Source organism: Synechococcus sp. Cruz CV12-2-Slac-r (assembly GCF_024346075.1).
Lineage (GTDB): Bacteria > Cyanobacteriota > Cyanobacteriia > PCC-6307 > Cyanobiaceae > Synechococcus_D.
This window is the reverse complement of sequence record NZ_JAGQEK010000143.1, coordinates 1-3891: the sequence shown is the minus strand read 5'-3', so window position 1 is coordinate 3891 and position 3891 is coordinate 1. Positions and strand designations below refer to the sequence as shown.

Annotated in this window: 4 protein-coding genes; 3 read left to right on the top strand and 1 reads right to left on the bottom strand. The window is 44.4% G+C overall.

Features of this window, described 5'->3' with window-relative positions:
* Positions 1-360, top strand: a 360-nt coding sequence (locus KB557_RS09475; RefSeq protein WP_255133600.1) for a hypothetical protein, incomplete at its 5' end; no start/stop codon positions are given.
* Between the two features lie 209 nt (positions 361-569).
* On the opposite strand, the gene KB557_RS09470 is transcribed toward KB557_RS09475, so the two are convergent.
* Positions 570-1268: a peroxiredoxin-like family protein gene (locus tag KB557_RS09470; protein WP_255133598.1), complete on the bottom strand. Its 699-nt coding sequence runs from the start codon at positions 1266-1268 to the stop codon at positions 570-572.
* Between the two features lie 231 nt (positions 1269-1499).
* Between KB557_RS09470 and KB557_RS09465 the strand changes: the two genes are divergently transcribed.
* Complete coding sequence (locus tag KB557_RS09465) at positions 1500-2120, top strand: DoxX family protein (protein ID WP_255133595.1); 621 nt, start codon at positions 1500-1502, stop codon at positions 2118-2120.
* 104 nt (positions 2121-2224) lie between these two features.
* Positions 2225-3891 (top strand): catalase/peroxidase HPI (katG, locus tag KB557_RS09460; RefSeq protein ID WP_255133593.1); only part of this gene is annotated, 1667 nt, incomplete at its 3' end.

Here is a 3891-nt window from a genome sequence, read left to right as displayed (position 1 = left end):
TGTCCATTTTGCCAAGCCTTTGCTGCTCGCGCTGAACTTGTGGGCGGGATTCCTTCTTTAACTATCTGCGATGGCAGGGCTGATCACAAGCTTCGGGCTCAGCTTCTAGCTCAAGGTTTTGATTTTGGTCGCGGGGCTGCACTCATAACTCCAGAAAAGATATGGCATGGATCCGATGCTGTTGCTGAGATTTCTAAACTTATGAAACCAAGCGACCCTTTGCTGTTTTTGCTTAAAGCTGTGTTTATGGAACCAGCTAGAGCTAGGCGTTTTTATCCCATTTTGTTGCTGGCCCGGCGAATTGCTCTTGGTTTTCGCGGCCTACCAGTTTTCCCGCCAACCCACGGTGAAGCCGTTTAAGCGGCAAAATGTAATAGTTCGTTACAAATTCAAATGACTCTTGGAGAGGTTTTCTTGGAATCACTCAGCACAGGGGTGATCACAGAGAGTGAAATAAGCTGGGTTGCTTCGCAGCAATACAGGTTCAGCAGGGCAGAAGAGGCAACAGCATTAAAACTTGGGCGAATGCTTGATTCCGGGTCAATTAACTTGGGTTGTCGCCGATTTACCTAATTAACTAAGTAGTTTTCTAGGAATTTGAGCGGAGTGGCCATTGTTTCTGAAAATCCCAATATTCCCTTGTCTTTAAACTCATAAATCAGTTCATTGTTTTGATTTAACAGATAAGTTCCTCCTCTTTGAGTTAGGTACTTATCTGTTTTCACATATCTAGACCATGCACCCAATACTTCAACCATATTTCTCAATCGAACAGTTGCAAGCTCAAATGGCCTTTGAAATCCATTGCCACCGGCTAATTCAAACATTTTTGAATCTAGTCTTTGTGGCGCTGATCGATCGCCGCTGTATCCCCTTAAAACCTCTTTAAGAGTGCCGGGTGATCCGATCCCTGCGCACATCAATAAAAGACCAAGCCAAGGCCCACCGGCAATTTTCAAACCTGGATACAACCCCAGCTCTTGATGGATTATCGGTTCTGAATCTGCAAATAGGTATTGCTTTGGAAATCCTGTGTAGCTACAAAAACGGTCTGCGCTTTCTTTAGAGCCGATCCCAATGGCAATTAGCTCAATATTTGATTTTTGCAGTTTCGGCAGCTCTACAACTAGCGCCTGCGCGTATTCAATACTGTCGAAATCCCCCAACTGGGAAAGCAATACAACCAGCTTTAGCTTGCTAACGCCGATTGAAGGCAGCTCAAGTGCAATTTTTTCTAGGCGATCGAGTAGCGCTTTTGGAGCCTTCATCTTTTCAACTTATCCAATCTGGATAAGGCCCACAAGCACCGTTACATTCCGTTACAGTTGGCGAAACAAAAGTTTGTAGACCGATGGACTTTTCACCAACAGCCGCTCTAGCAGTGCTTTTAATAGGAGCCTGGATCGTGAGTGCACTTGCTCAGCCCGATATGCCTAGCGATTAAATTTCATTTATTCATTCATTTCTCAAATTTTTTATCCTCACATTTATCCTCTTCCATGACTTCCCCTCTTTTACTTGAATCAGCAGGTGGTTTTTTAGCCTCTTGCACTGCACTTTATTTTCTTGCCTCGAAAAATTCTCTAAGTTTAAATTTTGTAGCTTTGATAGGTTGGTTACTTCCTCGTATTAAAGCTTATTTCTTAAAACAGAATCTTTTTGCCTCTGCAGGTTTATTGCTATTGAGGCTAGCAATTGGCGTGATGATGATCCATCACGGACAAGAAAAACTTGCTGATCCCCAGCAATTTGCGAATACTTATGTTGCATCACTTCACCTGCCTTTCCCACTCTTTTTTGCTTACGCAGCTGGCATTTCTGAATTGATTGGTAGTTGGCTCCTTATTTTTGGTGTTTTCGCACCACTAGGAGCTCTTGCGATCACTGGCACAATGGCGGTTGCTGCCTATCAGCACATTTTAACTGGCGGTTTCAATATTTACGTTTTGGAACTAGTAGCTCTTTATTTAGGTGGAAGTATTTCACTTCTATTAACAGGCCCTGGTTTGTTTTCAATTGATGCTTTAGTGGTAAGAAATATCAGTACTCCTTTGCCAACGGCTGATGATTCTGAACAGCTAGCACTTGAGCCCGTTATGGTGAAAGTAGATAATAACTAGTATAAACACTCACGTATTTTTAAAAATGAAGGGAATGTAAAAATTCTCTTCATTTTTTTTGTATTGAGTTAATTTAGTTTTATCCCATTTTTTTAAGCACAGCAGTGACAAGTTCTGGTAAATGCCCTTTTAGTCCTTCGAGTTTAGCTGCAACAGCTGGTGCGGGCACTTCCAGTTCAGATTGGTGGCCGGAACTTGTAAATCTAAATATTCTTCATCAAAACAACCCGAAAGCAAACCCTTTATCCGAAGGGTTTAGCTATGCAGAATCATTTGCCCAACTCAACTACCAAGCGCTTAAGGCCGATCTCGCTGCCTTAATGACTGATTCGCAGGATTGGTGGCCAGCTGATTGGGGTCATTACGGCGGTTTATTTATTCGTATGGCTTGGCACAGCGCTGGCACCTATCGAATTGGTGACGGTCGCGGTGGTGCAAGCACTGGTAATCAGCGTTTTTCTCCCTTAAATAGTTGGCCAGATAACGACAACCTTGATAAAGCTCGCCGTTTGCTTTGGCCAATAAAGCAAAAATATGGCAATAAAATTTCTTGGGCAGATTTAATCATCCTTACCGGTAATGTTGCACTTGAATCCATGGGTTTCAAAACTTTCGGCTTTGCTGGAGGTCGTGTTGATATCTGGGAACCGGAATTAGATATCAATTGGGGTAATGAAACTGTTTGGCTTGGTGATGAGCGCTACAGCGGTAATCGAGAATTGGATGCTCCCCTTGCAGCAGTGCAAATGGGGCTTATTTATGTAAACCCTGAGGGTCCAAACGGTAATCCCAACCCTGGGGCATCTGGTATCGATGTGCGCGAAACCTTTGCCCGCATGGCTATGGATGATGCTGAAACCGTTGCACTAGTTGCAGGCGGCCACACTTTTGGCAAATGTCATGGTGCTGGCAGTAAGGAATTAATCGGACCAGCTCCAGAAGGCGCGCCCCTTGAGGAAATGGGGTTGGGATGGAAAAACCAGTTAGGCAGTGGCAAAGGGGCAGATACAAATACAAGTGGTATTGAAGGTGCCTGGAAACCGAATCCCACCCGCTGGGATATGGGTTATTTCGATATGTTGTTTGGTTATGAATGGGAACTAGTTAAAAGCCCTGCTGACGCTTGGCAGTGGCGAGCAAAAAATGTAAAAGAAGAACATCTAATTCCAGATGCCCATACACCTGGATTGAAGCATGCACCAATAATGACAACCGCTGATCTCTCTTTGCGCTTTGCTCCTTTTTATGAGCCAATATCTCGCCACTATCACCAAAATCCTGATGCATTTGCTGACGCATTCGCGCGGGCATGGTTCAAGCTCACCCACAGAGATTTAGGTCCGCGATCTAATTACCTTGGCCCTGAAGCGCCAGCTGAAATTTTAATTTGGCAGGATCCAATCCCTCCAGCGGATCTGCCTTTACTTAATTCCGCTGCAATTGATGAAATAAAGCAATTAATACGCAATTCTGGTTTTACGATATCTGAACTTGTAGAAACTGCATGGGCATCAGCTTCTACTTTTCGCGGTTCTGATAAACGCGGAGGCGCAAATGGAGCACGGCTACGCCTTGAGCCGCAATGCAATTGGGCTGTTAATCAACCCCAAAAACTTGAAGCTGTTTTGGGTCGTTTATCTGAGCTCCAATCAGCTTTTAATTCCAACCGCAGCAGTGGCGGTTTGCTATCGCTAGCAGACCTAATTGTGTTAGCTGGTGGTGTTGGGGTGGAGCTGGCGGCAGCTGCTGCTGGTTTTCAATTAACAGTGCC

What these genes read in the sequence shown, in the direction of transcription:
- KB557_RS09470 (WP_255133598.1), bottom strand. Translation starts at nt 1,268, where the DNA reads ATGAAGGCTCCAAAAGCGCTACTCGATCGCCTAGAAAAAATTGCACTT.
- KB557_RS09465 (WP_255133595.1), top strand. Translation starts at nt 1,500, where the DNA reads ATGACTTCCCCTCTTTTACTTGAATCAGCAGGTGGTTTTTTAGCCTCT.